This window comes from Actinoplanes couchii (assembly GCF_016862075.1).
Classification (GTDB): domain Bacteria; phylum Actinomycetota; class Actinomycetes; order Mycobacteriales; family Micromonosporaceae; genus Actinoplanes; species Actinoplanes couchii.
Map to the genome: position 1 here is coordinate 133,040 of NZ_BOMG01000042.1, position 24,319 is coordinate 157,358.

The window sequence follows — 24,319 nt, forward strand, 5'->3', positions numbered from 1 at the left end:
CCCATGTCCGACCTGACCGAACTCGAGCAGAAGTCCCTCGCCGAGATCCCGCACCCGTCGCTGCCCGAGGGCTCCAGCCTGTACGGCTCCACCAAGGTCTTCCCGGACTACCAGGCCGAGGAGGGCGAGTCCTACTTCACCCTGGTGCACGGCATCGCCCACGAGTCGTCGGTGAGTTTCGTGGCGATCCTGCAGGCCACCCGGGCGTTGCGGAAGGGCTTCGAGTCGGCGATCTACTTCTACGGCCCCGGATCGCTGAACGCCCTGGCCACCCGAGGGTTCCCGACCACCGGCACGTCGGCGTTCCCGGGCGAGCACAACATCAACAACTCGCTGAAGACGTTCATCGACGAGGGCGGCAAGGTCTACTGCTGCCGGTTCGGGCTGTCGCTGCACGGCGCCCGCGAGGAGGATCTGATCGAGGGTGTCATCCCGACGCACCCGCTCGACGTGCAGGACGCGCTGATCCACTACAAGCGCAAGGGCGCGATCATCAACTCGACCTACATGATCTGATGTCTCTCGACGTGCGATCCGACCTGGCCGTGCGCGGTGTCCGGGTGCCCACACCCGTGCACCGCCCGGCCGGGGCCGGCCCCAGCGACGACGGCCACGTGCAGCTCTGCGGCCAGAACGCGGCACTGCCGATCAACCCCGCCAGTCCCTATGCGGTACGCGACGGCAAGGTCTGGTTGGGGGAGACGGACACGGGACTGACGCTTGATGTCGTACGGCGGCCGCGTTTCTATGATCTGTCGACCGCAGACGGCGTGAGCTTCGAGAAGATCGCCCGCCTGCACGGCAGGGACATCCTGGCCACGACGGTGGTGCAGACCTGCATCCGGTACGTGGAGGATCAGCGCTGCCGGTTCTGCACCATCGAGGAGTCGCTGCAGTCCGGCAGCACCGTCGCCGCGAAGACTCCCGCGCAGCTGGCCGAGGTCGCCGAGGCGGCGGTACGCCTGGACGGCATCCGTCAGATGGTGATGACCACCGGCACGACCACCGGGCCGGACCGGGGCGCCCGCAACCTGGTCCGCTGCGTGCGGGCGGTCCTGGACGCGGTGCCCGGCCTGCCGATCCAGGTCCAGATCGAGCCGCCCGGCGACCTGTCGGTCATCGACGACCTGCACGCCGCCGGGGCCGCCGCCATCGGCATCCACGTGGAATCGCTTGACGACGAGGTCCGCCGCCGCTGGATGCCCGGCAAGGGCTCCGTCCCGATGACCGAATACGAACAGGCCTGGGACCGGGCGGTCACGGTGTTCGGCCGCAACCAGGTCTCCACCTACCTGCTGATCGGGCTCGGCGAGGACCCGGACGAACTCGTCGCCGGCGCCGCCCGCCTGATCGACCGGGGCGTCTACCCGTTCGTGGTCCCGTTCCGGCCGATGCGCGGCACCCTGGCCCGCCGCGACGGCTTCGTCGCCCCCGCGCCGTCGCTGGTCCGCGACATCAGCGAACGGGTCGCCACGCTGCTGAAAGCGGCCGGGATGCTCGGCGCCGACCAGAAGGCCGGCTGCGCCGCGTGCGGTGCGTGCGGCGTGCTCCAGGCGGCCGGCGGATGAGCGAGCTCGTACCCGCGCTCCTTGGTTCCCGTCTTTTGATCGAGCGTGCCGACGATCCGTCCGCTTATTTCGCGCTGCGCCGGCGAGTTTTCGTTCAAGAGCAAGGGCTGTTCGCCGGTACGGATCTCGACGACCGTGACGACGACCCGCGCACGGTCGTGTTGCAGGCCCGGGGTCCACACGGGGAACTGCTCGGGGGCGTGCGCCTGGGCCCGGCCGGTCCCGGCGCCGACATCGGCTGGTGGACCGGCGGCCGTCTCGCCGTGGACCCGTCGGTGCGCGGCGCCCGGGGCATCGGTCCGGCGCTGATCCGGGCGGCTTGCGCCTACGCCGAGAACGCCGGGGCCCTGCGGTTCGACGCCACCGTCCAGTCCCGTAACGAGCGGATGTTCCGGGCGCTGGGCTGGTCCCCGGTGCGTGCCGTCGCCGTCGCCGGGCAGCCGCACGTGCTCATGCGGTGGCCGATCGGCCGGATCGCCCGGCTGGTCGCGGCCACGAAACAACCGCTCGGTGAGCTGGTCGCCGGGATGGCCCCGGCCGGATGGGTCGGTGACGACGGCGCGCCCGTGCCCGATTCTGATCTGATCGCCGCCTGCGACGCGATCCTGCCGTCGATGGTGGAACGTGACCCGGACTGGGCCGGCTGGTGCGCGGTCCTGGTCAACATGAACGATCTCGCCGCGATGGGCGCCGCCCCGGTCGGCCTGCTCAACGCGGTCGGCGCCCGGGACGCCGCGTTCGCCGCCCGGATCCTGGGCGGGCTGCGCCGGGCCGCCGATGCCTGGGGTGTCCCGGTGCTCGGTGGGCACACCCATCTCGGTGTTCCGGCCGCGCTGTCGGCGACCGCGCTGGGCCGGACCGCGACCCCGGTGCCCGGTGGTGGTGGGCGTGCGGGCCACCCGATCCGGCTCACCGCTGATCTGGGCGGTGGCTGGCGGCCCGGACACCACGGGCGGCAGTGGGACTCGACCAGCCATCGCAACCCTGCTGAGCTGCGGCAACTGCACGGGTTGGTGGCCGCCGCCCGGCCGGACGCCGCCAAGGACGTGTCGATGGCCGGGATCGCCGGGACGCTCGGCATGCTCGCCGAGGCCAGTGGGTGCGGCGCGATCCTGGACGTGGCCCGGGTGCCCCGGCCGGCCGCCGCCACGGTGGGGGACTGGCTGACCTGTTTCCCCGGATTCGCGATGCTCACCGCCGGGGCGGCCGGGATCCCGGCGTCACCCGCGGTCACCGCCGACTGCGGCGAACTGACAACCGGCGCCGGAGTGCAGCTCCGCTGGCCGGACGGAGAACTCACCGAAGCCGTACCGGCCGGTGTCACAGAACTGGGGACAGCCGCATGACCACGCTGAGGATGGCCGCGGTGGCGGAACCCTTCGACCGGGATCTGGAGGGGGACTTCGAGCGCATCGTCAAGATCGTCGAGGCGGCGCGGGCTGACGGCGTACAGCTGCTGGCCCTGCCTGAAGCTTGTCTCGGTGGGTATCTCGCCGACCTGGACGGGGCCGCCGAGCAGCCGCCCGCGCTGCGCATCGACGGGCCGGAGATCGCGCGGCTGGTGGCGATCGCCGGGGACATGGTGGTGTGTGCGGGGTACTGCGAGGCCGACGGGGACCGCCGGTACAACAGCGTGGTCTGTGTCGGCGGCGGGCGGGTGCTCGGCAACCATCGCAAGGTGCACCAGCCGTTGCGGGAGGACGCCAGTTACGCGTCCGGGGCCGGGTTCGCCGCGTTCGACACTCCGATCGGGCGGATCGGGATGCTGATCTGCTACGACAAGGCGTTCCCCGAGTCGGCGCGCGCTCTGGCCCTGGACGGCGCGCAGATCATCGTGTGTGTCTCGGCGTGGCCCGGTAGCCGTACCGGCGCGGCCTCCGATCTCGCCGACGATCGCTGGACACGGCGGTTCGACCTGTTCGACCGGGCCCGCGCGCTGGAGAACCAGGTGGTGTGGCTGTCCGCGAACCAGGCCGGAACGTTCGGCTCACTGCGGTTCGTGTGCAGCGCGAAGATCGTCGACCCGGGTGGGGACGTGCTGGCCACCACCGGTGTACTGCCCGGTATTGCGGTGGCCGACATCGATGTCCCGGTGGCCCTGGAGACGGCCCGCCGGCACATGGGGCACCTGCGTGACCGGCGTCCCGAGGCGTACCGGTCGTGACCCGGATCGCCGCGGCGGCCGCGCACTTCGGACGGGACGTCGAGCACGGCCTCGGCCGGATCAGCAAGATCATCGAGGATGCGCGGGCCGCCGGCGCCGGCCTGCTGGTGCTGCCGGACGCGGCGATCGGTGGCTACCTCGCCGACCTGCGGCATCCCGACCCGTACGCGCTGCCCCCGGCGTTCACCGCCGACGATCCGATCATCGGCCGGGTCGCCGCGATGGCCGGTGACCTGGTGGTCTGCGTCGGCTACTGCGAAGACGACGGCGACGACAGGTACAACGCGGCGATCTGCCTGTCCGGCGACGGGGTGCACGGCCGGCACCGCAAGGTCCACCTGCCGGCCGCCGAGGCCACCGCCTACCGGGCCGGTGACCGGTTCGCCGCTTTCGACACGCCGGCCGGAAGGCTGGGCATGCTGATCGACTACGACAAGACGTTCCCCGAATCGGCACGGGCCCTGGCCGTGGACGGCGCGCAGATCGTCGCCTGCCTGTCCGCGTGGCCGACCAGCTACACCAACGCCGCGGCGAAACTGTCCCAGGACCGGCAGTCCCGCCTGTTCGACCTCTACGACTGTGCCCGTGCCGCCGAGAACCAGATCGTGGTGGTCTCCGCGAACCAGACCGGGAACGCCGGTGGAATGCGGTTCCTCGGCCAGGCCAAGGTGGTCGGACCGGCCGGAAACATCCTTGCGCGTACGTGGGGGAAAGCCGGCCTGGCCGTCGCCGAACTCGACGTGCCCGCGGAGATCGCCGCCGCCCGCCGCGTGCTGTCCCACCTGGACGAGTTACGACCGGAGACGTATCGGTGAGAATCGCCCTGCTGACCTATTCGACCCGCCCCCGGGGTGGCGTCGTGCACACGCTGTCGTTGGCGGAGGCGCTGGCCGAAATCGGTCACGACGTCACCGTGTGGACGCTGGGGCGGGGCGGCGGCTTCTTCCGTCCGGTGGATCCCCGGGTGCGGCTCGCGGTGGTGCCGTTCCCGGACGTGCCCGGGGAAGGCGTCGGGCCTCGGATCCTGCGGTCGATCCAGGTGCTGCGGACGGCTTTCACACCCGGCTCGTATGACGTGGTGCACGCCCAGGACTGCATCAGCGCCAATGCCGTGGATCGATGTGTGCGGACCATTCACCACCTCGACCAGTTCACCACTCCGGAGTTGGCTCAGTGTCATGAGAAGGCGATCGTCCGGCCGTATGCGCATCTGTGCGTGTCCGATGCCGTCGCGCGCGAGGTCCGGGACGGGTGGGGGTTATCGCCCACGGTCATTCCGAACGGGGTCGCCTACTCGCGCTTCGCCGACGCTGTTCCGTCCACTTCGCATGGCCGATACGTCCTCGCGGTCGGCGGTATCGAACCACGGAAGGGATCCATCGACCTGCTGTCGGCGTACGGCAAATTGTCGGGCTTGAAGTTGGTCATCGCCGGCGGCGAAACCCTGTTCGACTACCGTTCCTATCGCGCGGCCTGGGACGAGCGCGCGGCTTCCCTCGGCGTCGCGCCGGTGGTTCTCGGCCCGGTCGACCACGACGAGCTGCCCGGATTGGTCGCCGGGGCCGCGGTCTTCGCCTTCCCGTCCACCAAGGAGGGTTTCGGCCTGGCCGCGATGGAGGCCTTGGCCGCGGGCGTGCCGGTAGTGGTCCGCGACCTGCCGGTATTACGCGAGGTCTTCGGCTCCACGGTCACCTACGGCACCGACCCGGACAGCCTGGCTGTTGCCCTGCGCGACGCCATCGACAACCCGTCGCCCGCGCGGGTCGCGGCGGGCCGGGAATTGGCCGCCGCCCATACCTGGCGTGCGGCGGCCCTGCGGCACGTCGCGTTCTATCGTTCGCTCTCCGGATAGATGATCGTGTTGGCTCGTTGCAGGACGTCGATCTGGGCCTTGTTGAGCAGTTCGACGACGGCGTGCAACAGGACCGGCTGGGTTTGCGGGTCGCCGCCGGCCTGGACCTTGTCGACCGCCTTGCGTAGTGCGGGGTGGTCGTCCATGTCGCGTTTTATCTCGACGGCGTAGCGTTCGGCCAGGTCCTGGCGGGTCTCGTCGGTCGCGTCGTCGGACAGTTCGCCGAACTCCGCCGCCGCCTCCGACCGCGGTTCGGCGGTCAGGTCCCGCATCACGTCCATCGCCCCGGGCTCGAAGATCCGCGAGGTGAGCAGGACGAACGCCCGCTCCAGATCGTTCATCCCGTCGGCGTGGTCCTCGAACCCCGGGGCCGTCTCGGCTAGCACCGGATTCCGCAGGATCGACGCCAGCTCGGCACGCATCCGCTGCTGCCGCTCGATGCCGGCGGCCAGTTCGGCGTCGAGCGCCCGAAGCGTCTGCTCAGCACTCTCCGGCGACTCCTGAACGGCGGCGATGTCGGAGAGCGCCACCCCGAGCTCGGCCAGCCGCCGGATCCGCATCAGCCGCAGCAGATGCTGGATCCCGTACTTCTTGTAGCCGTTGGCCCCACGCCCAGGCTCCTTGAGCAGCCCGATCCGGTGATAATGCCGAACCGTCTTCACCGTGGTCCCGGCAAAGTCGGCGATCTCCCGGGTACTCCACCCACCTTTCATCCGCATGCACCACATTCGACACCGTGCCCCCGGGGCACAGTCAAGAACGGAAGTATGTCGTGCGTTCTGGCGCAAGAAGTGCGCGTCGCAGCGAAAGACCTGGTGTTGGGTTGGCGGAAGAGTTGGCGGGGAGCGGGAGGACCCGTACTCGGACCAGGAAGTGGGATTTTCAGTGGGCGAGAAGACTCTGGCCGGCAAGGTGGCTCTGGTTACCGGCGGTAGTCGTGGGATCGGGGCTGCGGTGGCGCGGCGGCTGGCGGGGCTCGGTGCGGATGTGGTGATCACCTATGTCGCGCCGGCCGAGAAGGCCAAGACGGTGGTCGAGGAGTTGCGGTCGATGGGCGTACGCGCGGAAGGGTTTCAGGCCGATCAGGCCGACCGCGGTCGGGTGACCGCGATGGTGGACGCCGTGGCGGAGCAGTTCGGGCGGATCGACATCCTGGTCAACAGTGCCGCGGTGTTCCGGGCCGGGGAGCTGTCCGATGACGAGCGGGACGGGCAGTGGGCGATCAACGTGACCGGGGTCGCGGACACCACCTACCGGGCGGTGAAGTACATGGGCAGTGGCGGGCGGGTCGTCAACCTGTCGTCGGGGCTGGCCACCAAGACGTTCGCGCCGGGAATGTCCGACTACGCGGCGTCCAAGGCGGCGATCAGCGCCTACACCCGCGGCTGGGCGCAGGACTTCGTCGCCCGGGGCATCACCGTGAACGCGATCGAGCTCGGGGTTGTCGACACCGACATGGCAGTGCCCGCGGATTCCGACGCCGGCCGGTTCATGCTCGGGGTCGTCATCCCGATGCACCGGTTCGGGTCGGCCGACGAGGCCGCCGGCGCCGTCGCGTTCCTGGTCGGGCCGGACGCCTCATACATCACCGGCACCACCCTGCGGGTCGACGGAGGCGCGCTGGCCTAGGCGGCTGTCTCTCGGGGTCACCCCGAATTCGCGGCGGTACGCGGTGGCGAACGACGCGTGGCTGGCGAACCCGCACGCGTACGCGATCTGGGCGATCGACCGTTCGCCCCAGGCGGGTGCGGCCAGCCGGGACCGGGCCAGGCGGAGCCGTTCGGTGCGGATCAGGTCGCGGGACGTGGTGCCCGCGGCCTGCAGCACGTCCTGCAGATACCGGGCCGACCAGCCGAGATCCCGGGCGATCCGGATGACGGACAGGTCGGGGTCGGCGGCGTGACGCCGGACGTATCGCCGGATCTGTGTCTCGACCTCGGCCCGCCGCCCGGCCGGAGCCGAATCGGTGCCGCCCTCGGCGGCCAGGCAGACCAACTCGAGCAGCTGGTCGCAGGCGATGTCGAACCCGGGCCCGGACAGCCGCTCGCGTTCCTCCTGCAGGGTGAGCACCGTCTGCCGGATCAACCGGCCCAGCCCGGCGGTGCCGTCGAACAGCTGCGGTTCGTGGCCGATGCCGGGACTGCGGCGCTGCAGTGCCTCGTCGGGGACGATCAGCGCGACCGACAGGAAGTCCTCGCCGTGCGCGAACCGGAGGGGCCGGTCGACGCCGCACAGGGCGAGGGCCCCGGACCGGATCTCACCGCTGGTGCCGGCCTGCTCGACGTGGGCGCTGCCGCGGATCGGCACCAACAGCTCCACCGCCCCGCGCGGATCGGTGCGGATGTGCCGCGGCTCCCGGATGAACTCCTCGCGGACGTCGCCGCACAGCACGATGCGGTGCGACCGGGTCTCCTGCCACTCCAGGCGCCCGGCCCACGGCCCGGTCTCGGCCAGGGTGACCCGGCTGGCCCCGTGCAGGCCGATGAAGGTGTCCCGCCAGACGTCCGCCGTCGGTGTCGCGCCCGGCCCGCTCCACCGATACATGCCGGGAAGCCTAACGTCAGAGGTGGAGCGGGCGGCGGTCATCGTGACGAAGCCTGCTGCCGGCCGAGCAGACGATCAGACGGGGATCAGGCGCGGCAGGTGGTGTCCCTGGTCGGCATCCGGCCGTCGACCAGGTAGGACGTGGTCAGGTTCAGGGCGCAGGCGTTGTCGGACAGGACGTACACGCCGTGGCCGCTGCCGTCGGTGGTGACCAGGCGGGCCCGCTTACCGAACTTCCGTTGGAGCAGTTCCGCGTTGACCGCCGGGGTGACCGGGTCGTGGCGGTTCTGCAGCAGCAGGACGTTCGCCGGGCCCTTGGCGTCCACCTTGACCGGCGGCTCGGCCGGCTCGTGCTTCCAGTAGGCGCACGGCATGATGTTGGCCGCGGCCGCCCCGAACAGCGGGTACCGCTCACGGTCGGTCTCCACGTCGCGCTGGTACGTCGCCAGATCCTTCGGCCACGCGACGTCGTTGCAGGTCACCGCCAGGTAGACGGTCAGCGCGTTGTCGACCGGGCTGGGCGCACCGGGAGTCTCCGGAGTCGGCACCGGTGCGGTCGCCGGGTTCAGCATCGACTGCCACAGCCGCGCCGTGGCGCCGTACTGGATCGGGTGGTAGAGGCCGGCGAACGTGAGGTACCGCAGGTGGGCGCCGTTGAAGCCGTCGGCGGTGGGGGTGCGGTCGAGGCGTTCGGCGAGGGTGACGAAGGTCCGGCGTACCGCAGCGGGGGTCTGCCCGAGGCCGTAGGCGGTGTGCCGTTGCGCCGCCCACGCGGCGAAATCGGGGAAGGTCTCCTCGAAACCGCGCGCGTACCGGCGCAGCGAGTCCCGGTCCAGGTGGGTGTCGGCCAGGTTGCTGTCCAGGACGATCCGGTCGGTGCTGTCCGGGAACAGCGACACGTAGGCCGCGCCGAGCGCCGAACCGTAGGACGCCCCGTAGAACGAGGCCTTCTTCTCGCCCAGGGCGGCCCGGATCCGGTCCAGGTCGCGGGCGGTGTTCGCGGTCGTCAGGTGCCGGAGCCGGCCGTCGGTGTCGTTGGCCGCGCACCGCTGCGCGACCTCGGCGGCGATCTTCGACTGGGCGGTCACGGCGGCCGTGTCCCCCGCGTACGGCGGAATGTTGGCCCAGTAGGCGTCGTCGGCGGTGAAACCGCAACTGACCGGCGACGAGTGACCGACGCCGCGGGTGTCCATGCCGATCAGGTCGTACGACGCCAGCACGCTCGCGGGCATGCCCTTGTTGAGCAGGAACGCGGGCTGGTCCAGCCCGGTGCCGCCCGGCCCGCCGGGGTTGAACATCAGGATGCCGCGCCGTTTCGCCGGGTCGGTGGCGGCGATCCGGGACACCATCAGGTCGATGGTGGCGCCGTCCGGGTCGCGGTAGTCGAGCGGAACGGTCACGGTGGTGCACTGCGCGACGAACGGCGCCGTGATCACCTCGGCGGGGCAGGCGGCCCAGCGTCGAGGTTCGGCTTCCGCGGGTTGAGCTTTGGTGGGTTCTCCCACGAGCAGCGCGCCGATCAGACCGAGTGTTCCGATGAAGGCGAGTTTCATGCCCTCATCCGACTCTGTGACCTCAGGGCACAGTCAAGCTCACTATCTGTGACCGCAGGGAATCACTCTACGAAGTTGTTCGGACCCTGCGCGGAGTTACCGCAGTGATTCCGGTAACGGGATCGTGGTGTTCGAACGGATAGCGCCTCCGATGTCGATCTTGTCACGTTCGACGGGACGGCCGGCACTGGCTAGGTTCCCTTGTCTAGGGCCGAAAGTCCCTGGTCAAGAGACATTTATGGGTACGACTCGATGGGGGAGCCATGACCTTGAACGAGCTTCGGACGGCCTTCCGGCAGCAACTGGAACAGGGCGATCGGGACAAGGCCAAGGCGTTGCTCGCCGACTACTCCGAGTTCACGCCGTACCTGGCGGTCGGTAACGCGGTACTGGCGAGTGCCGAGGGCGATCACCCGCTGGCGGCCCGGATGATCGGGGTTGCCGACACCGCGTACCCGGTGGCGGGGGAGAAGCCGGAGCCCGAGGACGCCGCCGAGCTCGCCAAGGTGCACGCCGCCGCCGTCGAGGCCCTGGGCGAGAGCGCATTCGCCGACTACCGCGCCGACGGCGCCCTGTGGGAGGGCGACTTCCGCACCTCCATGGTCTAGCAGGCAGGTGTTCAACGCGGGTTGACCGATCGATCGGTCAACCCGCGTTTTTTGTTTCGGGTGGCGTGGTGAAGGCCTGTGGTGTGGTGAAGGCCTGTGGTGTGGTGGAGGCCTGCCGGGTTTGCCGCATGTCGCCGCCGAGAGGCCCGGCACGCTGCGCGAGAAGCTCGCCGGTGCCGGCCCCTTCCGGCCCGCCGATCCTCCCGGAGCGGCTCAGGTCGGCTCCGGAAGAAGCGGTCGTTCAAACGGTTGCCTAAAACGTGGTGTCCGTCATAGTCTCCAGTCGTTCAAACGATTGAACACATGACGGAAGTGAGCGCACCGTGGCCTTTGACCTGCTGTCCCGGCTCGGCGGGGACGAAACCATGGCTGCGGTCTTCTCCCAGGAGCGGACCGTGGGGGACTGGCTCCTGGTCGAGGCCGAGCTGGGGCGGGCGCTGGCCGGTGCGGGTGTCGTCGACGAGGCCACCGGTGAGCGGATCGCCGCCGCCTGCCGCCTCGACGTGGTCGACATGCCCCGGCTCTGGGCCGAGTCCGCCAACGTCGGCTACCCGATCTTCCCGCTGGTCAAGATGATCTGCGCGGCGCTGGACGAGCGGGACGCCGCCTGGGTGCACTACGGCGCGACCACCCAGGACATCATGGACACCGCCCTGGCGCTGCAACTGCGGGACGCCGCGGACCGGCTGCTGGTCCTGCTCGGTGAGGTCGGCGACGGCCTGGCCCGGCTGGTCACCGAGCACGCCGGCACGGTGATGGCCGGGCGGACCCACGCCCAGCAGGCGGTGCCCACCACGTTCGGCGCGAAACTCGCGGTCTTCCTCGGCGAGGTCACCCGGCACCAGGCCCGGCTGCTGCGGGCCCGCGACGGTGTCGCCCTGATCTCGCTCTTCGGCGCGGGCGGCACCTCGGCGGCGCTCGGCGCGGTGTCCGGCCCGGTCCGCACCGGGCTCGCCGCCCGGCTCGGCCTCACCGACACCGTCGGCCCCTGGCACGTGGCCCGCGACTCGATCGCCGAACTCACCCAGTCCGCGGCGCTGGCGGCGGCCACCTGCGTGCGACTCGGCCGTGAGGTCGTCGACCTGTCCCGCACCGAGATCGGCGAGGTCGCCGAGGCCGACGGGATGTACCGCGGCGCGTCCTCGACGATGCCGCAGAAAGCCAACCCGATCTCGTCCGAGCTCGCCGTCGGGTTCGGGGTGATGGCCGGCTCGCACGCGCAGGCCGTGCTCCGGGCCATGGAGGTCGGCCACGAACGCGCGGCCGGCGAATGGCAGGTCGAGTGGCAGGCCGTGCCCGGTGCGCTGATCGCCGCCGCCGGAGCCCTGCGCGCGGCCGCCGCCATCACCGGTGGCCTGCGGGTCTTCCCGGACCGGATGGCGGAGAACCTGACCGCCGACGGCGGCCGGCTGATGGCCGAGGCCTACATGATCGCCCTGGCCGCCGAACTCGGCCGGGACAAGGCACACGAACTGGTGTACGGCGCGGTCCGCGACTCCCGGGCGACCGGATCGTCGCTGCGGGACGCGGTACGCGCCCGGGTCGGTGACGCGGCCTGGTCCACCATCGCGGGAACCCTGCCCGAACCGGCCGGATATGTCGGATCCACCACCGAAGCCTGCGAAGCCGCCGTGCACCACTGGCACGACGCGCCCCGCTGACCCGAACCAGCTGACACCGGCGCTCCCGCCCCGGAGCCGCCATGAAGACGCACCCCGTCCAGACAGGAGCATTTTCATGAACAAGACATATGGGACCATTGCCGCGCTCGGGCTCGTCCTGGCCGGCCTGACCGCCTGCAACACCGAATCGCCCGCCGAAACCCCGGCAGCGGGCACCGACACCACCAAGCAGCTCGTCTTCGGCCTGGCCAACCAGCAGGAGTCGGTGACCTTCCCGGCCGCGCTGGCCAAGGGCGCCAAGGCCAAGGCCGACGAGCTGGGCATCAAGCTGGTGTCCCTGGACTCCCAGGGCGACCAGCAGAAACAGGCCGGCCAGATGCAGGACCTGATCGCCCAGAAGGTCGACGGCATCCTCCTCGTCCCACTCTCGCCCGGCCCGGGGCAGGCCCTGGTGGACCAGGCCGCCGCGGCGAACATCCCGGTCGGCACGGTGCACGGCTATGTCGGCGCGAACCGGGACGTGGAGTCCCCGTACGAGAAGCTGAAGTTCATCGTCACCGAGAACGAGCGTGGCGCCGGGGCGACCGCCGGGGGGATGGCGGTGCAGCAGCTGCCGTCCGGTGGCAAGGTCGCGGTCATCACCGGTGCGGCCGGTTTCGACGAGAACACCACCCGGGTGGAGAAGTTCACCGCCGCCCTCGAGGCCAAGGGCGGTTTCCAGGTGGTCGCCACCCAGCCCGGCAACTGGACCAAGCAGGACGGCCAGTCGGCCTGCCAGAACCTGCTCGCCGCCACCCCGGACCTGGCCCTGATCTACGCGATCTCGGACGACATGGCGGTCGGATGCGCGGCCGCGGTGAAGTCGGCGAACTCGAAGGCGAAGATCCTCGGCGTCGGCGGTTCGGCGGCGGGCATCGCGGCGGTCAAGGACGGCACCCTCGCCGGTACGGTCTGCTACAAGCCGTACGACAGCGGTGTGATGGCCGTGCAGTTGCTGCACGACGCGGTGACCGGCAAGCTGAGCGGCACCCCGAAGACCACCTTCTACGACACCCCCGGTGTCACCAAGGACAACGTCGACTCCTGCACCCCGCAGTGGTGACCGGCGCGGTCCTGGCCGTCCGGGACGTCGAGAAGACGTACGCCAGCGGCACCCGGGCCCTGCGTGGTGTGTCGATGCGGGTGCTGCCGGGCACCGTGCACGGGCTGATCGGCGCGAACGGCGCCGGCAAGTCCACCCTGATCAAGATCCTGTCCGGCTGGCAGCAGGCCAGCACCGGCACTGTGGAGTGGAAGGACCAGCCGGTCGACTGGTCCCATCCCCGGCAGGCGCTGGCCGCCGGCATGGCCGCCGTGCACCAGCACACCCCGCTGGTGGACGCCATGTCGGTGGTGGAGAACGTCTTCCTGGGCCGCCGGGAGACCCGCCGCTGGGACGCCGCCGCCCGTCGCGCCGAACTGCTCGCGCTGTGCGACCGGATCGGTTACGAACTGGAACCGCATCAGGCGGTGGCGGAGCTGTCGGTCGGCGCCCGGCAGATGGTCGCGATCCTGCAGGCGCTCGCCCGGAACCCGGACGTGGTGCTGCTCGACGAGCCGACCGCCGCGCTGTCCCCGGCCGAGCGGGAGGTGCTGTTCCGTTCGATCCGGCGGCTGCGCGACGCGGGCACCACGGTCGTCTACACCTCGCACTTCCTGGACGAGGTGGTGGAACTGACCGACCATCTCACGGTTCTGCGCGACGGGCTGGTGGTGGTCGACGCGCCGACCGCCGACGTCACCGTGGACAGCCTGGTCACCGCGATCGTCGGCCGGGAACTGGCCCGGGAGCAGCGCGAGGAGCGCGAGGCCCGGCCGGTCGGCGCGCCGATCCTGGCCGTGACGGACCTGGAGTCGGCCGGGAAGTTCGGGCCGATCGATCTCACCGTGCACGCCGGGGAGATCGTCGGGATCGCCGGTCTGCTCGGCAGCGGCCGCACCGAGCTGCTCGAAGCGATCTACGGGGCCGATCCCGCCGCCACCGGCACCGTCCGGGTCGACGACAGACAGATCAAGGGATCACCCCGTTCGGCGGTACGGGCGGGCCTCGCGCTCGTCCCCGAGGACCGCGCCAAGCAGGGCTTCCTGCGGGACTGGGAGATCTGGCGCAACATCTCCCTGCCGTACCTGAGCGGCCTGTCCTGGCGGCGGCTGCTGCCCAGCGCCGCCCGGGAACGCGACCTGGCCCGGCGGGCGATCGCCGACCTCGGCATCGTCGCCGGATCGGCCGAGTCCCCGGTCGGCGAGCTGTCCGGCGGCAACGCGCAGAAGGTGGTCTTCGCCAAATGGGTGTACGGCCCGGCCCGGGTGCTGCTGCTGGACGAACCGTCGGCGGGTGTGGACGTCGGCGCCAAGGCCGACATCATCCACCTGGTGCGCCGGATGGCCGACGACGGCCGGGGCGTCCTGATGGTCTCCAGCGAGTTCGAGGAACTCCTGACCGCCTGTGACCGCATCCTGGTGGTCCGGCGCGGCCGGGTCGTCGCCGACCTGGCCGTCGGCGACACCGATCTGCACGACATCACCGCCCGGGCGAGCGGACTCAAGGAAGGTAACGACTCATGAGCACCACCTCCGCGCACGATCACGGCTCCTGGCGCCGGTCGCTGGCGCCGCGCGCCGCCGGGGTCGTCTACGCGTTCGTCGCCCTGGTCGCGATCCTGACGATCACCTCCAGCGTGCAGGGCCGGCCGAGTTATCTGAGCAGCGTCAACCTCAGCAACATCCTGGACCAGTCGGCGCTGATCGCGATCCTGGCGATCTTCATGACCGTGGTGCTGATCAGCGGCAACTTCGACCTGTCGGTGGCGTCCACGGCGGCGTTGGCCGGAACCGTGGCACTGAAGACCATCGACGGGTACGGGCCGGTCGTCGCCATCCTCGCCGCCCTGGTCACCGGGGCGCTGGTCGGGCTGCTCAACGGGGTTCTCGTACAAAAAGTGGGGGTGAACGCCTTCATCGTGACCCTCGGGACGCTGACCGCGGTCCGGGGCGTCGTCCAGGCGATTCTCGACGGGCAGAGCATCACCGCCGCCGACAGCACCCTGATGGACGTGGCGACGGCCCGCTGGGCGATGCCGATCGTGGTGGCCGTGATCCTGGCCGTGCTGCTGCTGGCCGGCGCCGGGCTGCTGATCAAGCGGGGCGGGTCGGTCCGGTCCACGGCCGGGCTGTGGGCCTCCGGGCTGGCGTTGCTGCTGCTCGCGCTCTTCCGGCCGCTGATGCTGGATCAGACGATCTCGGTCTGGATCATGCTGCTGCTGGTGGTGCTCACGGCGCTGACGCTGCGGTACACGGTGATCGGCCGGAACCTGTACGCGGTCGGCGGCAACCCGGAGGCGGCCCGGCTGTCCGGCATCGACGTGGACCGCTACCGGATGGTCGCGTTCGTGCTGAACGGGACGGTCGCCGCGCTGGTCGGGGTGCTCTACGCGGGCCGGTTCAACTCGGTCGACCCGACCGTGCTGACCGGCGGTGAGCTGACCGTGATCGCGGCCGCGGTGCTCGGCGGGACGTCGCTCTTCGGCGGCTCCGGTTTCGTCACCAAGTCGGTGGTCGGCACGCTGATCCTGTTCACCCTGAGCAACGGCTTCAACGTGCTCAACATCGGCTCGAACTACCAGAACGTCGTGCAGGGCACGGTGCTCGTCGCGGCCGCGTCGCTCTACACCGCCACCAGCGGGCGGGAGCGCCGGAAGCTGCGAGCCGCGCTGAAGAAGGAGAAACCCCCGGCACCGGCGGAGTTGGTGCGCAGTTGAAGAAAGCCCGGTGGCCATCGGCCACCGGGCTTCCTTGACAACCTACAACCGATTGGTTGTATATTGGCGTCGTGATCGAAGAGGATGCCGCCAAGGTCGACGCGCTGTTCCACGCGCTCGCCGACCGCACCCGGCGCGACATCCTCCGGCGCGTGCTGGCCCGGGAGCACTCGGTGTCCGCCCTGGCCGCGGAGTACGACATGAGCTTCGCCGCCGTGCAGAAGCATGTCGCCGTGCTGGAGCGGGCCGGCCTGCTGGCCAAGCGGCGTGCCGGCCGGGAGCAGCTGGCCAGCGGCGACGTGGTGGCCGTCCGGTCGGTGGCGTCCATGCTGGCCGAGCTGGAGCAGGTGTGGCGCGGCCGGATCGCCCGCATCGACGCGCTGATCGCATCCGACCCCGAGCAGGAGGACTGACCGATGCCCGTGACCGACGTCAAGCACGACCTGGACGAGTTGACCCTGACCATCACCGCGGAGTTCGCGGCGCCGGTCGAGCGGGTCTGGCAGGTGTATGCCGACCCGCGCCAGATGGAGAAGATCTGGGGGCCGCCGGACTACCCGGCGACGATCGTCGACCACGACCTGACCCCCGGTGGCCGGGTCACCTACTTCATGACCGGCCCCGACGGCTCCAAGCACGCCGGATACTGGCTGGTCGGCGAGGTGGACGAGCCGCGGTCCTTCACGTTCCGGGACGGGTTCGCCGATCTGGACTTCAATCCGGTGCCGGACATGCCGCTCTCCGACAACGCCTACACCTTCGCCGCGCACGACGGCGGCACCCGCGCTGTCTACGTGAGCAGGTACGAGTCCGCCGAGGCGCTGCAGCAGGTGCTGGACATGGGAGTCGTCGAGGGCGCGTCCGGGGCGATCAGCCAGATCGACGTCCTGCTCGCCGCCTGACACACCGGAACGGCCGGGGTTTCTGCACCCCGGCCGTTCTGTTGTCGGTCAGAAGCGCTGGACCTGCCCCGACTCGATCGACGCGTAACAGGTCTCGACCAGTTGCAGGGTGCGCAGCCCGTCGGCGGCGGTGGTCGGGGCGGCGCCCTGGCCGGCGATCTCCAGCAGCAGGGCGCGCATCGGCCCGGCGAAGGCGTCCGGGATCCAGCGGCCGGTCACCGGGTACGGCATCCAGCCGTCGGTGGGCAGCACCGCGCTGTGCACCTCGACGGTGTCCGGGCGGCCGTGCGGGTAGTCGTAGAGCAGGCCGATGGTGCCGCGGATCGCGCCGTGCGAGCCGTCGATCCGGAACGTCGCGGACTGGTCGCCGGTGTGGTTCTCGTGATTGACCTTGATCAGCGCGCGGCGGTCGCCGTCGAAGGTGAGCGTGGTCAGCGTCCGGGTCTCGCCCGCCACCGCCTGCCCCGGGAGGCGCCCGCCCACGCAGTACACCGACGACGGGTCGCCGAGCAGCGCCCGCACGGTGTCCAGGTAGTGGATCGAGTGGTACATCAGGTCCAGCCGCGGCGACGTGACCAGCCAGTCCCAGGCGGTGAAGTCGGTCTCGATGTCGACGTCCACGGTCACCGCGGTGATCTCGCCGATCCATCCGGCGGCGGCCATCGCGCGGGCGGCGGCCATCCCCTCGCCGTACCGCATCTGGTGGTTGACCACCAGAGACAGCCCGGCCGCGCGGGCCTCGGCGACCAGCTCCGCGCCGATCTTCGAGTCGACGGCCAGGGGTTTCTGGGCCAGCACGTGTTTGCCGGCGGCGAGCGCGCGCCTGATGATCGCCGGCTGGGCCTCCGGGACGACCGCCACGTCCACCACCTCGACGGCCGGATCGTCGAGCAGTTCGTCGAGCGTGTAGGTGCGGGGCAGGGCGAACTCCGCGCGGACACTCTCGGCGCGGTCCGGGTCGAGGTCGCAGACCCCCAAGATCTCAAGACCGGCTTTCCGGTACGCGGGAAGATGCGCGACCCGGGTGATGGCGCCCGCCCCGACGACGCCGATCCGCTTGCGAACGGCGTCGGGGATCGTCAGGTCGGCGGCGTCGGCGATGGGCTGCAGCTGGTGGAGCACGAGATTCTCCAGGTTCGTCGAGGCGGAACTGTTTCCCATGTCACCATCGCGTGTAACATTAGTCAATCGTTTGAATGACGTACGGAGGCCTTCCATGACGCTGCATCTCGTCGGTCGCGCGTTCGACGGTTTCGAGCGCAGCCTCACCGACCAGCTCACCGGCCTCGACGCGGACCACCGGCTGCTGGAGATCGAGGACCTGCAGCACGAGGTGGTCGACGGCACCCTGGCCACCGACGGGCGCGCCGACGTGCTGATGCTCATCACCGACTGGCTGCCGTCCCTGATCGCCGCCGGCAAGATCCGCACGCTGGACTTCGCCGAGTCCGCGCCGGACGGGTGGCCGGACGCCTGGTCACCGGCGCTTCGTGCGCTGCAGACCGGAGCGGACGGGCGGACGTACGGGGTGGCGTACCACGACGGGCCGATGCTGTTCCTCTACCGCACCGACCTCTACGGCTCGGCCACCGAGCAGCGCGGATTCGCCGAGCGGTTCGGGTACCCGCTGGCGCCGCCCACCGACTGGGCGCAGTTCCGGGACCAGGCCGTCTGGTTCGACCGCCCGGCACAGGGACTGCGCGGGACGGTGCAGGCCGGATACCCCGACGAGCACAACAACGTCTACGACTTCCTGATCCACCTGTGGAGTCGGGGCGGCGAGCTGATCACGCCGGACGGCGGCTCCGGTCTCGACAGCGCGGCGGCGGCCGGAGCCATCGACTTCCTGCAGGGGCTGTGGCACGTCGACCAGGTCGTCGATCCGGCCGCGGCCAAGTGGGACAGCGTCACCTCCGGAGTGCACTTCGCCGCGGGTGAGGCCGCGATGATGGTGAACTGGTGCGGGTTCGCGGCGATGTCCGCCGATCCGGCGTCACCCACCCACGGGCTGGTCGGGTGTGCGCCCGCACCCTCGGTCACGATGAACGCGTACTGGGTGCTGGCGGTGCCCGCCGGGGCCCGCGATCCGGAGGCCAGCGCCGACCTGATCCGGCAGCTCACCACCCAGGACATGGACGTGCGGACCGCTCTCGCCGGTGGGTCCGCCACCCGTCGGGACAGCTGGGCGGATCCTCGGGTGCGGGCGCTCGCCCCGTACTACGCGGTGCTGGAGGACGCCCACCGGAACTCGCGGTCGGTGCCGGCCGATCCGCGGTGGCCGCGGATCGCGGCGGTGCTGAACGAGATGATGCGGGCGGTCGTCGAGGACGGTGCCGGGCAGACGGCGCTGGCCGCGGCGCACGCCGAGCTCGGGACCGTGCTGACCCGTACCGGCGAAACTCGGACCGACGAAACTCCGGCCGTCGGAAGTCGTACCGGCGAATGAGATTTTTGGTCCGTCTTGAGACGGATCTGCCGCCGGAGATGCCGGAAGCGGCGCGCGACGACCTGCTCGCCGCCGAACGTCGTCGTGGTGAGGAACTGGTCCGGGCCGGGACGATCGAACATCTGTGGCGGCTGCCCGGCCGGCTCGCCAACGTGGGCGTCTGGCAGGCCGCCGACCCGGACGACCTGCACACGGCGATCGGTTCGCTGCCGCTGTGGCGGTGGATGACCGTGCGGGTGGAGGCCCTGGCCACCCATCCGCTGGATCCGTAGCCGCGCCCGGACCGCGTCACCGCCGAGGGTGGCGGTAATCCATGGTCATCACTACTGTTTGTCCCGTGGCGCTATTTGTCCGTAACGCGCGCATCCAGGGGGCCTGGTGAACACCGTGCTCGTCGCCCTGCCCCGGGAGGGCGCCGCGGCCGGGAAACTCCAGCTCGGGCCGGGGCAGCGGCTCCGGTTCGGCCGGGGCGGGCCGGGCATCGACGTGGACCTGGCACTGCCCGACCGGGCCGTCTCCCGGCTGGCCGGCGAGATCACCGCCACCGGCGACCACTGGTGCCTGACCAACTACAGCCGCCGGCACACCTACGTGGTGGAGAACCCGGAAGGCGGCGGCGAGTTCCTCAAGGTCCCGCCCGGGCGCTTCGGCGCGCCGGTGCCGTTCGAGATCTCCCGGGTCGTGCTGCCCGCCCGCGACGGCGCCGGGACCGCGCTGTTCCAGGTCTTCGCACCCATGCACACCTATCTGGACCAGCATTCCGGCGGTGCGCCCGGAGGGGAGCCGACGGTGGCCGCGTTCCCGCTGGACGCCACCGCGAAATACTTCCTGGTCCTGGTCGCGCTCTGTGAGCCACGGCTGCGCGACGAGTCCCCGATCGGCATCCCGGGCGACGCCGAGGTGGTCGCCCGGCTGCGCGAGCTGCCCGGCTGCGACGGCCTCACCGCCGACGCTGTCGCCTTCCACATCGACTACCTGACCCGGCGCAAACTGCGGCTGCGCGCGCCCGACTCGGGAACCGCCGCCGAACCCGCCGGGACCGGTTCCCGCCGGGAACACCTGGTCCGGGTGGCGCTGCGGTTCAACCTGGTCCAGGAGAGCCACCTGGAACTGCTGCCCCGCGCCGGCGGGCCCGGTGACCTCCACCGCGGGCTGGTCGGTCGACGTGCCGACCGGCTACCGGGTCGGCGGGTGGACGGTGACCGCGCCGATCGCCACCGGCGGCTGGGGCTCGGTGTACGCCGCCACCGGTGACGGCTCGGTCTACGCGGCCAGCGGTGACGGCTCGGTGTACGCGGCCAGCGGTGACGGCGAGGCCGCGCTCAAGTTCCTGCCCACCGGCACGGTCACCCCGCGCCAGGTCGCGCACCTGGCCGACGTCGCCGCCCGGGAACGCCGCGGTCACGAGCAGCTGTCGCATCCGCACCTGGTCCGGGCCCGGGAGATCCGGACCGTCGACGACCCGGAGAACACCGCGCTGGACGGGGCGCTGGTGATCGTGATGGAACGCGCCGAGGCCTCGCTGCGGGACCGGCTGCGCGAGGCCGGCGGCGGGCCGGTGCCGGACGCCGCCCGGCTGTTGGAAGAGATCTGCGACGCCCTGGCCTATCTGCACGGCCGTGACTGGGTGCACGGCGATCTCAAACCGGCGAACGTGCTGCTGATGCCCGGCGGATCGGCCCGGCTCGCCGATTTCGGCCTGGCCGGCGAGTTCGACGGCACCCACGCGTACCTGCCGCCGATGGCCTCACCGGACTACGTGCCACCGGAACGCTGGACCGAGTCACTCGGCGAACACGGCGTCGCGGTCCGGCCCAGCGCCGACGTCTGGGCCTTCGGCATCACCGCGCACCTGCTGCTCACCGGCGCCTTCCCGTTCCCCGGCGGGACACCGCAGGCCCGGCTCGCGGCCGCCGCCGAATACGCGGCCGGCTCGGCCCCGCCGGCCCTGTCACCGACATTGCCGCCGGAGTGGCACGACCTGATCCGGGACTGCCTGGCCCCCACCCACGCCGAACGGGCCCGGCACGGATCGCCGGAACTGCTGGAGCGGATCCGCCGGATCCGGGCGGGCGCCGCCCCGCCCGGCCGGATCCGGCGGATCCACGTCGCGGCCGCCGCCGTGGCCCTGACGACCGTGGCGGCGGCCGGGATCGTGTACGCCGGACGATCCACCCCACCGCCCGAGGTCTACCGGGCCGACCTGCTGCGCCACGGCGCCGGCGTCCCCGACGAGTACCGGCGGCTGATCGTGGACGCCGGCACCGCCTGCGCCGAACCCGGCATCACCCCGGCCCTGATCGCGGCCATGCTCAAGGCCGAGAGCGACTTCGACCCGAACCTGAACGACCCGGCCAAGGACGAGTACGGCATCGCCCGCTGGACCCCGTCGGTGCTGCGGTACTACCTGCCCGAGGGGCAACGTGACCAGGTACCGGCACCCCCGTTCCCGCCGGATGTGTCGATTCCGGCGGTTGGCCGGTACCTGTGCTTCCTGGCGCCCCGGCTGAGCACCGTCCCCGGCGATCCGGGGCTGCTGCTCGCCGCGGCCTACCGGACGTCGGCGACCAAGGTGGTCGAGGCGGGCGGGCCACCACCGAAGACGGTCGAGTACACCACCCGGGTCGGCGCGTTCCGGCAGACCTTCACCCCCTGATCATTCATGGTCGTCCTCTCTCGTCCCTTCTCGTATCGTCGGCGTTGCTCCCGGTTCCGGGCACCTACCCTGGTGCAGGTTGCCCGGACGGCCCCGGTCTGCTATCGCCGGTGCGCATCAGGGCTCGTCGCCGTGATCCGCGAGGCGGCCGTCTGAGGGCGTATGGTCGTCGATGTGGCGCTCGCCGGGGTTCAGAAGACGCTCCGACCGGTGCTGGCGGCCAAGGCTCTGGACCTGCGGCTGCCGTCGCCGATCCTCGGTGACACCTGGGCCGAGGAGACGATGCGGCGTCTCGACCCCGACTTCGACAAGGGCTGGTTCGCGACCAGTCAGCTCGGTCTCGTCGCGGTGGTGCGGGCCAAGGTCCTCGACGACTGGGCCCGGGCCTTCCTCGCCGAGCATCCGGACGCGGTCGTGCTGAACCTGGGGTGCGGCCTGGACGCCCGGGTGCACCGGATCGACCCGCCGGCCACCGTGGACTGGTACGACCTGGACTTTCCGGAGGTCATCGAGCTGCGGCAGCGGTTGCTGCCGCAGCGGTCCACGCTGATCGCCTCGGACGTCACCGATCTCGGCTGGCTGGACCGGGTGCCCCACGACCGGCCGGTGCTGACGGTCGCCGAGGGCATGCTGCCGTACCTGACCGAGCCCGACGCCCGGCGGCTGGTCACCGGCATCGTCGATACCTTCCCCAGCGGGGTGCTGGCGTTCGACGTGGCTTCGGTGGGCGCGTGGAAGATGTCGCGGTGGGATCCGATCGGCCGCAGCTACAACGCCCTGTTCCGGTGCGGCTTCGACGACCCGGCCGTGCTGGCCGCCTGGCACCCGGAGCTGGCCTTCGTCGACGAGGCCCCGATGAACGACGCGCCGGAACTGATGGCCAAGGCGCCCCCGGCCACCCGCCGCGCCTACCGCCTGCTCAACCTGATCCCGGGTTTCACCAGGTCCAGCCGGATCCTGCGCTTTCGCTTCGAGTGATGACGCGGCCCTTCTACGGTCGGCACGCCGATGCCTACGATCTGCTGATCACCGATCCGGTCGAGCCCTGGGTCGACGCCGTTCACGACCGGCTCGGCCGGCCGGGCGCTGCGATCCTGGACGCGGGGTGCGGGACCGGGCGACATGCCGCGGCGCTCATCGGCAAGGGGCATCGGGTCGACCTCGCCGACGCGTCCCCGGAGCTGTTGTCGCAAGCCCGGGCGCGGTGCCCCGGTGCGCGGGCTCTGCTCGTGGACCTGTGCACGATGCCGGCGGCGCCCGAGTACGACGCGGTGACCTGCCGGGGTGTCCTCAACGACATGACCACCGACGCGGACCGTGAGTCGGCGGTCGCGTCGCTGGTGGCGTGTCTGCGGCCGGGCGGGTTGCTGTTCCTGGACGTCCGGGAGGCCGCCGCTTCCCGGGCGCGGGCGGGCGGTGGCCGGAGCATCGTCGCCGGAGATCTGACGTTCGTCACCCGCACCCGGTGGCAGGACGGGCTGATCCACGTCGAAGAACGGTACGAGACCCCCGGCCAGGTGACGACCTACGACTTCACCATGCGGCCATGGACCCGGGACGAACTGCTCTCGGTGTTGCGCCGTAACGGCATGGGCGACGTCGAGATCCGGGACGGGGTCGGGCGCCGAACCGCGGATCGCTTGTTCGTGGTGGCGGAACTCAGCCGGTGAAGGCGCTGGTCGGGCGCTGGTGGCCACACCCGACATCACCCGGCCGGAGCCACCGGTCCTCGCCCAGCGGCTCCAGCCACAGGATCAGCCAGCCGTTCGTGACGTCCGGAAATCCCACGGGCGCAGCTCAGATCAGGTGCCTCGTGAAGAAGGCTGCCGCGTCCTGGCCCGCGGACCGGGGGACACCCGTGTGGCCGCCCATGTTGGCCAGCAGGGTCTTCTCCGGCGAACCGAACGCGTCGAACAGGGTCAGGGCCGCCTGCCTGTCGTTGCTCTCGTCGTCCCACTGCAGCAGGACGTGCAGCGGGATGGTGACCTGGCGGGCCTCCTCGACGATGGCGCGGGGGATGAAACTTCCGGCGAACAGGCCGGCCGCCACGATGCGTGGCTCGATCCGCGCCAGGCGGACGCCGATGGAGATCACCCCGCCGGAGAAGCCGGCCGGGCCGCCGATCTCCGGCAGTTGCAGCAGGGCGTCCAGGGTGGTCTGCCATTCCGGGACCGCGCGGTCGACGAGCGGCAGGATCAGGGCGTCGATGGTCTCCTCGCTGACCTGCTCGCCGGCCTCCAGCGCCCGGCGCATGTCGGCTCGGGCCTGGTCGGCGCCGGGCCAGGCGGGGCGGTCGCCGCTGCCGGGGAGTTCGATGGTGGCCGCGGCGAAACCGTTTGCCACGCAGTGCCGGGCGCGGGCTGCCAGCCGGGGGTACATCCGGCGTAGCCCGAGCGGCGGGTGACCGAGAAGGATCAGCGGAACCGGACCGGCGGACACGGGTGTCCAGAGGATGCCGGGGATCTCGCCGAGGGTGAACTCACGTTCCCGGACGTCGTCGCTCAGGGTTTGGTCGGTGGTGAATCGCATGGTCGTGCCTTTCGGGAGCTGAGACGGCGCTCCCGGACGACCTATCGCCCGGCCGTGACCCCGGAGGGGAGCACCCTG

26 protein-coding genes are annotated in these 24,319 nt (G+C 71.1%); 20 read left to right on the forward strand and 6 right to left on the reverse strand.

What is annotated here, in order from left to right; genetic code table 11:
- Window positions 1-3 precede the first annotated feature (3 nt).
- Genes Aco03nite_RS15270 through Aco03nite_RS15295 form a run of 6 tightly spaced genes read left to right on the forward strand, consistent with a single transcriptional unit; the run spans window position 4 to window position 5,584 of the window.
- Window positions 4-516: an MSMEG_0572/Sll0783 family nitrogen starvation response protein gene (locus Aco03nite_RS15270; protein WP_203795750.1), complete on the forward strand. Its 513-nt coding sequence runs from the start codon at window positions 4-6 to the stop codon at window positions 514-516.
- Window positions 516-1,568 (forward strand): MSMEG_0568 family radical SAM protein, encoded by a 1,053-nt coding sequence (locus Aco03nite_RS15275; protein WP_203795751.1) that lies wholly within the window; start codon window positions 516-518, stop codon window positions 1,566-1,568. Before Aco03nite_RS15270 ends, Aco03nite_RS15275 begins: the two co-directional genes overlap by 1 nt.
- Window positions 1,565-2,914, forward strand: a complete 1,350-nt coding sequence (locus tag Aco03nite_RS15280; protein ID WP_203795752.1) for an MSMEG_0567/sll0787 family protein — start codon at window positions 1,565-1,567, stop codon at window positions 2,912-2,914. The genes Aco03nite_RS15275 and Aco03nite_RS15280 overlap by 4 nt, the downstream gene beginning before the upstream one ends.
- A complete protein-coding gene (locus Aco03nite_RS15285; RefSeq protein ID WP_239145183.1) occupies window positions 2,911-3,732 on the forward strand; it encodes a carbon-nitrogen hydrolase family protein in 822 nt (273 codons plus the stop codon). Before Aco03nite_RS15280 ends, Aco03nite_RS15285 begins: the two co-directional genes overlap by 4 nt.
- The gene (locus Aco03nite_RS15290) at window positions 3,729-4,547 is read left to right on the forward strand and encodes a carbon-nitrogen hydrolase family protein (RefSeq protein ID WP_239145184.1); all 819 of its coding nucleotides are present in this window, start codon (window positions 3,729-3,731) and stop codon (window positions 4,545-4,547) included. The genes Aco03nite_RS15285 and Aco03nite_RS15290 overlap by 4 nt, the downstream gene beginning before the upstream one ends.
- Entirely contained in the window at window positions 4,544-5,584 is a 1,041-nt protein-coding gene (locus Aco03nite_RS15295) for an MSMEG_0565 family glycosyltransferase (protein WP_203795753.1), read from the forward strand. Before Aco03nite_RS15290 ends, Aco03nite_RS15295 begins: the two co-directional genes overlap by 4 nt.
- Here Aco03nite_RS15295 and Aco03nite_RS15300 read toward each other — a convergent pair.
- Window positions 5,563-6,303 carry a MerR family DNA-binding transcriptional regulator gene (locus Aco03nite_RS15300; RefSeq protein ID WP_203795754.1) on the reverse strand — a complete coding sequence of 247 codons (741 nt, stop codon included), beginning with the start codon at window positions 6,301-6,303 and terminating at the stop codon, window positions 5,563-5,565. The two genes, Aco03nite_RS15295 and Aco03nite_RS15300, sit on opposite strands and share 22 nt — an antisense overlap.
- A gap of 166 nt (window positions 6,304-6,469) precedes the next feature.
- Here Aco03nite_RS15300 and Aco03nite_RS15305 point away from each other — a divergent pair, with 166 nt between their 5' ends.
- Entirely contained in the window at window positions 6,470-7,213 is a 744-nt protein-coding gene (locus Aco03nite_RS15305; protein WP_203795755.1) for an SDR family NAD(P)-dependent oxidoreductase, read from the forward strand.
- Here the strand turns inward: Aco03nite_RS15305 and Aco03nite_RS15310 are convergent.
- Together Aco03nite_RS15310 and Aco03nite_RS15315 are read right to left on the reverse strand one after the other, a co-directional pair.
- Entirely contained in the window at window positions 7,163-8,128 is a 966-nt protein-coding gene (locus Aco03nite_RS15310) for a helix-turn-helix transcriptional regulator (RefSeq protein ID WP_203795756.1), read from the reverse strand. The two genes, Aco03nite_RS15305 and Aco03nite_RS15310, sit on opposite strands and share 51 nt — an antisense overlap.
- Window positions 8,129-8,214: 86 nt before the next feature.
- Entirely contained in the window at window positions 8,215-9,681 is a 1,467-nt protein-coding gene (locus Aco03nite_RS15315) for an alpha/beta hydrolase (RefSeq protein WP_203795757.1), read from the reverse strand.
- A 263-nt stretch (window positions 9,682-9,944) separates the two neighbouring features.
- On the opposite strand from Aco03nite_RS15315, the gene Aco03nite_RS15320 reads away from it, so the two are divergent.
- The 7 genes from Aco03nite_RS15320 (at window position 9,945) to Aco03nite_RS15350 (ending at window position 16,610) form a co-directional block, all read left to right on the forward strand.
- Window positions 9,945-10,289, forward strand: coding sequence for a hypothetical protein (locus Aco03nite_RS15320; RefSeq protein WP_203795758.1), 345 nt, complete (start codon window positions 9,945-9,947; stop codon window positions 10,287-10,289).
- Window positions 10,290-10,612: 323 nt separating this feature from the next.
- Window positions 10,613-11,950: a lyase family protein gene (locus tag Aco03nite_RS15325; RefSeq protein WP_203795759.1), complete on the forward strand. Its 1,338-nt coding sequence runs from the start codon at window positions 10,613-10,615 to the stop codon at window positions 11,948-11,950.
- Window positions 11,951-12,026: 76 nt separating this feature from the next.
- Entirely contained in the window at window positions 12,027-13,013 is a 987-nt protein-coding gene (locus Aco03nite_RS15330; protein WP_203795760.1) for a sugar ABC transporter substrate-binding protein, read from the forward strand.
- Window positions 13,010-14,515: a sugar ABC transporter ATP-binding protein gene (locus tag Aco03nite_RS15335; protein WP_203795761.1), complete on the forward strand. Its 1,506-nt coding sequence runs from the start codon at window positions 13,010-13,012 to the stop codon at window positions 14,513-14,515. Before Aco03nite_RS15330 ends, Aco03nite_RS15335 begins: the two co-directional genes overlap by 4 nt.
- Window positions 14,512-15,708 (forward strand): ABC transporter permease, encoded by a 1,197-nt coding sequence (locus Aco03nite_RS15340; protein ID WP_203795762.1) that lies wholly within the window; start codon window positions 14,512-14,514, stop codon window positions 15,706-15,708. The genes Aco03nite_RS15335 and Aco03nite_RS15340 overlap by 4 nt, the downstream gene beginning before the upstream one ends.
- 71 nt (window positions 15,709-15,779) lie before the next feature.
- Window positions 15,780-16,121, forward strand: coding sequence for an ArsR/SmtB family transcription factor (locus Aco03nite_RS15345; RefSeq protein WP_239145185.1), 342 nt, complete (start codon window positions 15,780-15,782; stop codon window positions 16,119-16,121).
- Window positions 16,122-16,124: 3 nt separating this feature from the next.
- Window positions 16,125-16,610: an SRPBCC family protein gene (locus Aco03nite_RS15350; RefSeq protein WP_203795764.1), complete on the forward strand. Its 486-nt coding sequence runs from the start codon at window positions 16,125-16,127 to the stop codon at window positions 16,608-16,610.
- A 48-nt stretch (window positions 16,611-16,658) separates the two neighbouring features.
- Here the strand turns inward: Aco03nite_RS15350 and Aco03nite_RS15355 are convergent, their stop codons facing one another.
- Window positions 16,659-17,771, reverse strand: a complete 1,113-nt coding sequence (locus tag Aco03nite_RS15355; protein ID WP_203795765.1) for a Gfo/Idh/MocA family protein — start codon at window positions 17,769-17,771, stop codon at window positions 16,659-16,661.
- A 55-nt stretch (window positions 17,772-17,826) separates the two neighbouring features.
- Here Aco03nite_RS15355 and Aco03nite_RS15360 point away from each other — a divergent pair, with 55 nt between their 5' ends.
- The 6 genes from Aco03nite_RS15360 (at window position 17,827) to Aco03nite_RS15385 (ending at window position 23,382) form a co-directional block, all read left to right on the forward strand.
- Window positions 17,827-19,056 (forward strand): extracellular solute-binding protein, encoded by a 1,230-nt coding sequence (locus tag Aco03nite_RS15360; RefSeq protein WP_203795766.1) that lies wholly within the window; start codon window positions 17,827-17,829, stop codon window positions 19,054-19,056.
- A complete protein-coding gene (locus tag Aco03nite_RS15365; protein ID WP_203795767.1) occupies window positions 19,053-19,328 on the forward strand; it encodes a muconolactone Delta-isomerase in 276 nt (91 codons plus the stop codon). Before Aco03nite_RS15360 ends, Aco03nite_RS15365 begins: the two co-directional genes overlap by 4 nt.
- Window positions 19,329-19,434: 106 nt before the next feature.
- Window positions 19,435-20,310, forward strand: a complete 876-nt coding sequence (locus tag Aco03nite_RS15370; RefSeq protein WP_203795768.1) for a serine/threonine protein kinase — start codon at window positions 19,435-19,437, stop codon at window positions 20,308-20,310.
- On the forward strand, window positions 20,192-21,712 hold the full coding sequence (locus Aco03nite_RS15375) for a protein kinase domain-containing protein (RefSeq protein ID WP_203795769.1): 1,521 nt from the start codon (window positions 20,192-20,194) through the stop codon (window positions 21,710-21,712). The genes Aco03nite_RS15370 and Aco03nite_RS15375 overlap by 119 nt, the downstream gene beginning before the upstream one ends.
- A 162-nt stretch (window positions 21,713-21,874) precedes the next feature.
- Window positions 21,875-22,690: a class I SAM-dependent methyltransferase gene (locus tag Aco03nite_RS15380; RefSeq protein WP_203795770.1), complete on the forward strand. Its 816-nt coding sequence runs from the start codon at window positions 21,875-21,877 to the stop codon at window positions 22,688-22,690.
- On the forward strand, window positions 22,690-23,382 hold the full coding sequence (locus tag Aco03nite_RS15385; protein ID WP_203795771.1) for a class I SAM-dependent methyltransferase: 693 nt from the start codon (window positions 22,690-22,692) through the stop codon (window positions 23,380-23,382). The genes Aco03nite_RS15380 and Aco03nite_RS15385 overlap by 1 nt, the downstream gene beginning before the upstream one ends.
- Here Aco03nite_RS15385 and Aco03nite_RS54070 read toward each other — a convergent pair.
- The gene (locus tag Aco03nite_RS54070; protein ID WP_275415871.1) at window positions 23,372-23,500 is read right to left on the reverse strand and encodes a hypothetical protein; all 129 of its coding nucleotides are present in this window, start codon (window positions 23,498-23,500) and stop codon (window positions 23,372-23,374) included. The two genes, Aco03nite_RS15385 and Aco03nite_RS54070, sit on opposite strands and share 11 nt — an antisense overlap.
- Before the next feature lie 9 nt (window positions 23,501-23,509).
- On the reverse strand, window positions 23,510-24,241 hold the full coding sequence (locus tag Aco03nite_RS15390) for an alpha/beta hydrolase (RefSeq protein ID WP_203795772.1): 732 nt from the start codon (window positions 24,239-24,241) through the stop codon (window positions 23,510-23,512).
- Window positions 24,242-24,319: the final 78 nt, after the last annotated feature.

Excerpts from the sequence above, each read along its gene's own strand:
- Aco03nite_RS15275 (WP_203795751.1), top strand. The coding sequence starts at position 516 with ATGTCTCTCGACGTGCGATCCGACCTGGCCGTGCGCGGTGTCCGGGTG.
- Aco03nite_RS15360 (WP_203795766.1), top strand. The coding sequence starts at position 17,827 with ATGACGCTGCATCTCGTCGGTCGCGCGTTCGACGGTTTCGAGCGCAGC.
- Aco03nite_RS15270 (WP_203795750.1), top strand. The coding sequence starts at position 4 with ATGTCCGACCTGACCGAACTCGAGCAGAAGTCCCTCGCCGAGATCCCG.
- Aco03nite_RS15350 (WP_203795764.1), top strand. The coding sequence starts at position 16,125 with ATGCCCGTGACCGACGTCAAGCACGACCTGGACGAGTTGACCCTGACC.
- Aco03nite_RS15315 (WP_203795757.1), bottom strand. The coding sequence starts at position 9,681 with ATGAAACTCGCCTTCATCGGAACACTCGGTCTGATCGGCGCGCTGCTC.
- Aco03nite_RS15340 (WP_203795762.1), top strand. The coding sequence starts at position 14,512 with ATGAGCACCACCTCCGCGCACGATCACGGCTCCTGGCGCCGGTCGCTG.
- Aco03nite_RS15385 (WP_203795771.1), top strand. The coding sequence starts at position 22,690 with ATGACGCGGCCCTTCTACGGTCGGCACGCCGATGCCTACGATCTGCTG.
- Aco03nite_RS15320 (WP_203795758.1), top strand. The coding sequence starts at position 9,945 with ATGACCTTGAACGAGCTTCGGACGGCCTTCCGGCAGCAACTGGAACAG.
- Aco03nite_RS15285 (WP_239145183.1), top strand. The coding sequence starts at position 2,911 with ATGACCACGCTGAGGATGGCCGCGGTGGCGGAACCCTTCGACCGGGAT.
- Aco03nite_RS15380 (WP_203795770.1), top strand. The coding sequence starts at position 21,875 with ATGGTCGTCGATGTGGCGCTCGCCGGGGTTCAGAAGACGCTCCGACCG.
- Aco03nite_RS15365 (WP_203795767.1), top strand. The coding sequence starts at position 19,053 with ATGAGATTTTTGGTCCGTCTTGAGACGGATCTGCCGCCGGAGATGCCG.
- Aco03nite_RS15300 (WP_203795754.1), bottom strand. The coding sequence starts at position 6,303 with ATGCGGATGAAAGGTGGGTGGAGTACCCGGGAGATCGCCGACTTTGCC.
- Aco03nite_RS15280 (WP_203795752.1), top strand. The coding sequence starts at position 1,565 with ATGAGCGAGCTCGTACCCGCGCTCCTTGGTTCCCGTCTTTTGATCGAG.
- Aco03nite_RS15330 (WP_203795760.1), top strand. The coding sequence starts at position 12,027 with ATGAACAAGACATATGGGACCATTGCCGCGCTCGGGCTCGTCCTGGCC.
- Aco03nite_RS15390 (WP_203795772.1), bottom strand. The coding sequence starts at position 24,241 with ATGCGATTCACCACCGACCAAACCCTGAGCGACGACGTCCGGGAACGT.
- Aco03nite_RS15355 (WP_203795765.1), bottom strand. The coding sequence starts at position 17,771 with ATGGGAAACAGTTCCGCCTCGACGAACCTGGAGAATCTCGTGCTCCAC.
- Aco03nite_RS15310 (WP_203795756.1), bottom strand. The coding sequence starts at position 8,128 with ATGTATCGGTGGAGCGGGCCGGGCGCGACACCGACGGCGGACGTCTGG.